The organism is Novosphingobium sp., from assembly GCF_020852455.1.
Taxonomy (GTDB): domain Bacteria; phylum Pseudomonadota; class Alphaproteobacteria; order Sphingomonadales; family Sphingomonadaceae; genus Novosphingobium.
In genome coordinates, this window is the sequence record NZ_JADZAT010000008.1 from 1 (window position 1) to 4,016 (window position 4,016).

The 4,016-nt window shown below is 68.9% G+C and carries 4 protein-coding genes; 2 read left to right on the forward strand and 2 right to left on the reverse strand.

What is annotated here, in order from left to right:
• A partial coding sequence (locus IT549_RS03265; protein WP_292969935.1) for a DNA translocase FtsK 4TM domain-containing protein occupies positions 1–1,950 on the reverse strand: 1,950 nt, incomplete at its 3' end.
• A gap of 56 nt (positions 1,951–2,006) precedes the next feature.
• On the reverse strand, positions 2,007–2,564 hold the full coding sequence (locus IT549_RS03270) for a thiamine phosphate synthase (RefSeq protein WP_292969937.1): 558 nt from the start codon (positions 2,562–2,564) through the stop codon (positions 2,007–2,009).
• Between IT549_RS03270 and IT549_RS03275 the strand changes: the two genes are divergently transcribed.
• Both IT549_RS03275 and IT549_RS03280 read left to right on the forward strand, forming a co-directional pair.
• Positions 2,563–3,225, forward strand: coding sequence for a YggS family pyridoxal phosphate-dependent enzyme (locus IT549_RS03275; protein WP_292969938.1), 663 nt, complete (start codon positions 2,563–2,565; stop codon positions 3,223–3,225). The two genes, IT549_RS03270 and IT549_RS03275, sit on opposite strands and share 2 nt — an antisense overlap.
• 62 nt (positions 3,226–3,287) lie before the next feature.
• Positions 3,288–3,767 carry a nuclear transport factor 2 family protein gene (locus IT549_RS03280; RefSeq protein WP_292969939.1) on the forward strand — a complete coding sequence of 160 codons (480 nt, stop codon included), beginning with the start codon at positions 3,288–3,290 and terminating at the stop codon, positions 3,765–3,767.
• Positions 3,768–4,016 lie beyond the last annotated feature (249 nt).

Sequence of the window (4,016 nt, forward strand, 5' to 3'; positions counted from 1 at the left end):
GCCCAGCAGCTGTTCGGCGCCCTGTTCGCCCAGAATCGTGCGGCTGTCGATCCGGCTGGTCACGGCAAAGCTGATCCGGGTCGGCAGGTTGGCCTTGATCACCCCGGTGATGACATCGACCGATGGGCGCTGGGTGGCCATGATCAGGTGAATCCCGGCCGCGCGGCTCTTCTGGCTGAGCCGCTGGATCAGCACTTCGACTTCCTTGCCGACGGTGACCATCAGGTCGGCCAGTTCGTCGACGATCACCACGATCTGCGGCATCACCTGGTAATCGAGCTGGTGCTCCTCGAACAGTTCCTCGCCGGTTTCGGGATCGAAGCCGATCTGGATCCGGCGGCCCAGCGGCTTGCCCTTGGCGATCGCCGTTTTCACCTTTTCGTTGAAGCCCGCCAGGTTGCGCACCGACAGCTCGCTCATCTGGCGATAGCGGCGCTCCATTTCCTCAACCGCCCACTTCAGCGCGCGGACCGCCTTGGCGGGTTCTGTCACCACCGGCGAAAGCAGGTGCGGGATATCGTCGTAGCTCTTGAGTTCCAGCACCTTGGGATCGACCAGGATCAGGCGGCACTGCGCCGGGGTCAGGCGATAGAGCAGCGACAGCAGGATCGTGTTGAGCCCCACCGACTTGCCCGAACCGGTGGTCCCCGCCACCAGCAGGTGCGGCATGGTGGCCAGATCGGCCACCACAGGCTCGCCGGCAATATCCTTGCCCAGGATGATCGGCAGCGCGGCCTTGCTGGCGGCGAACTGTTCGCAGGCGACCAGTTCCTTGAAGCTGACCATCTGGCGGTTGGCATTGGGCAGCTCGATCCCCATCACCGTGCGTCCGGGGATCGAGGAGACGCGGGCCGAAATCGCGCTCATGTTGCGGGCGATATCGTCGGCCAGGCCGATCACCCGGCTGGCCTTGATGCCGGGCGCCGGTTCCAGTTCGTACATGGTCACCACCGGGCCGGTGCGGACCGCGTCGATCGTGCCCTTGACGTTGAAATCGTCGAGCACGGTTTCGAGCAGGCGGGCGTTGCGTTCCAGCGCCAGCTTGTCGATCCTGGGCGCGGAATTGGCCGGCGGGTCGGTGAGCAGGTCAAGCGCGGGCAGCTCGAAGGTGTCGAACAGGTCGCCCTGGCGGCTGGCGGCAGATAGCGACGCGGGCTTGGCGGTGCGGGCCGGATCGCTGATTTCGGGGGCCTTGCGCGGCGGGGCAATCGGTTCGCCCGGTACGCGCGGTTCGCGCGCGCTGGCCTTGGGCTTGACCGAGATGAACGGCGCGTCGCCGTCCATCACCACCTGGCGGTTGCGCCGCAGGAAGCCGGGCAGGGTGAACAGGTTGCCCCAGTCGAGCGCGAAGACCCGCCCGGCCAGCACCGCACCGGCGGTCAGCGTGACCAGCCCGGTCAGGAAGGTGAAGATCCATTGTCCGCCATCGGGCAGCTTGCCGGCGATGAACTGGGTTGCGCCGGCACCCAGCAGCCCGGCGATCCCGCCCCAGCCGGCCGGATAGGCATCGCCGCCGCCACTGATTGCCAGCGACAGCGTGGTCGCGATCAGCGCCATCGCGAACAGCAGCAGCCCCACCGGGCGCCACCAGGCATGGTCGGCATGCGGCAGGTCCTGGTCTTCCTCCTCGACCAGCCGCCACAGCCCGCGGGCCATGACATAGAGCATCGGCAGCAGCAGCACCGAGGTCCAGCCGAACAGGAACAGTGCGCGTTCGGCCACCCAGGCCCCGGCGCCGCCCATCCAGTTCTGCACCGGGCCGCCCGCCGCGGTCGAGGCCGAAGGGTCGGTCTGGTGATAGGTGGCCAGCGCCACGGCCAGAAAGGCCATTGCCCCCAGCAGCACGATCGCGCCGCCGATTTCGGCGCTGCGCCGCCCGGCACGCTTGAGCGCCGCGCGCCAATCGACGCGCGCCCCGCGGTGGCTGGCCGAAGCCGGTCGTGTTGCCATGCGCAATCTGCTCCCCTGGTCTGGAGCGACTCTATGCGCCTTCGGGTGACTCCCCGTCAAGAATCCTTGGGATTCCGGGGATTCGGCTCACCGCAAAAAGCGTCGATCCCAGCCCAGTACGGCCAGTCGAGGCGCCGGGCGGTGCGCGGGTTCATGCCGCCCAGCGCGATCACCGGCACCCCGGCGCGGCTGGCCAGCAGGCGGAAGCGCAGCGGTCCCAGGCTGGGCGCGCCCGGATGCGAGCGGGTCGGAAAGGCGGGTGACAGCAGTACGGCCAGCGCCCCGCGCGCCCGACCGATCTCGCGCAGCGAATGGACCGGGGCCAGGTCCTGCCCCGGGCCATAGGCTAGGTCCGCCCCCCATCTGCGCGCCTCGGCCCGGCTACCGGCCAGCGCCACCACGTGCCCGCGCGCCCGCGCCACCCGGGCCAAGGCAGCGAACCGCGCCTGCCGGGCCGGTGCGGCCAGGTGATAATGCCGGAACACGAACCCGCTGCCGCGCGGCAACTGGCGCAGCGCCTGCTCCAGCACCGCGTCGTTGCGGGCATCAGAGATCAGCCAGATTGCAGGCAGGGGCTTCAAACGCGGCATCGGGCCGCTATAGCAGCGCGCCATGACCGATCCAGCCACCCTTCTGAGCCAAGTCCAGACCCGCATCGCCCACGCCGCCCGCATCGCCGGGCGCCAGGCCGAGGAGGTGACGCTGGTCGCGGTCAGCAAGACCCACCCGGCCGAAGCGATCGCTCCGCTGATCGCGGCGGGCCAGCGCGTGTTCGGCGAAAACCGGGTGCAGGAAGCCCAGGCCAAGTGGCCGGCGCTGATCGCGGCGCATCCCGGGGTGGAGCTGCATCTGGTCGGCCAGCTGCAATCGAACAAGGCGGATGAGGCGGTGGCGCTGTTCGACTGCATCCATTCGCTCGATCGGCCCTCGCTGGTCGCCGCGCTGGCCCGGGCGATGGACAAGGCCGCACGCCGCGTGCCCTGCTTCGTCCAGGTCAACATCGGTGCCGAAGAGCAGAAGGGCGGCTGCGCGCTTGCCGAACTGCCCGCGCTGCTGGCCGAAGCCCGCGCGGCAGAGCTGCCGGTGATCGGGCTGATGTGCGTGCCGCCGCTGGGGATCGAGCCTGCTCCGTTCTTTGCCCTGCTCGACAAGCTGGCCGCCGATCACGGCCTGGCTGGCCGGTCGATGGGGATGAGCGACGACTTCGAAACCGCGATCCAGCTTGGCGCCACCCATGTCCGGGTCGGCTCGGCACTGTTCGGCGCGCGCGGATAGGGGTTGCGGCGGCTCGGCTTGTTGCTTAGTGTGTTATTACGCTAATCCACCAAGGAGTCCCCATGCTATCCGCCATCGCCCTGCTTGCCGCCGCCCCTGTCGCGCTGCCCGAAGGCGCGGCGCTGCGTGAAGAGGTGCGCGCCGCTGATGACAGGTTCTTCAGCCTGTTCTTCGACACCCGCTGCCACAGCACCGAAGTGCGCGCGATGCTGGCCGACGATGTCGAGATGTACCACGACAAGGGCGGGGTGGTGGCAACCAGCGCCGCGCAGTTCATGGCCGACTATGAGAAAGTCTGCGCCAGCCGAGCCGCGCCCGACGCCTGGCGCTCACGCCGCGAACTGGTGCCCGCCAGCCTGACGGTCGATCCGGTGCCCGGCCTTGGCGCGATCGAGGATGGTGAGCACCGCTTCTACGAACGCCGCGGCGACGGGCCCGAACGGCTGGCCGGCACGGCACAGTTCACCCAGCTGTGGGTCAAGAGCGAAGCGGGCTGGAAGCTCAAGCGGATCTTCAGCTTCGCGCACCGGGCGGCGAGTTAGAGCCTGTCCTGATTAGGTGGAGGCATCGTCATCGCATCAGGAAGGCCGCTGGATAGAAGCGGCGTGCGGCAGGAGCTGGTTGCCCCTGCAAGCGACGCGACGCCGCCAGCGGCCTTCCTGATGCGACCCCGCAGGGGCGGGCCGAATTTGGCCCAGCGCCGCGTTGCTCGTCGGTCACTATGCAACGGCATGGCTCCCTCCTCGCGCCTCACGCTGAGCCAAATTCGGCTCCGCGTCGACGCCTCCGCC

Coding starts and splice junctions, on each gene's coding strand:
- IT549_RS03270 (WP_292969937.1), bottom strand. CDS start 2,564: ATGGCGCGCTGCTATAGCGGCCCGATGCCGCGTTTGAAGCCCCTGCCT.
- IT549_RS03275 (WP_292969938.1), top strand. CDS start 2,563: ATGACCGATCCAGCCACCCTTCTGAGCCAAGTCCAGACCCGCATCGCC.
- IT549_RS03280 (WP_292969939.1), top strand. CDS start 3,288: ATGCTATCCGCCATCGCCCTGCTTGCCGCCGCCCCTGTCGCGCTGCCC.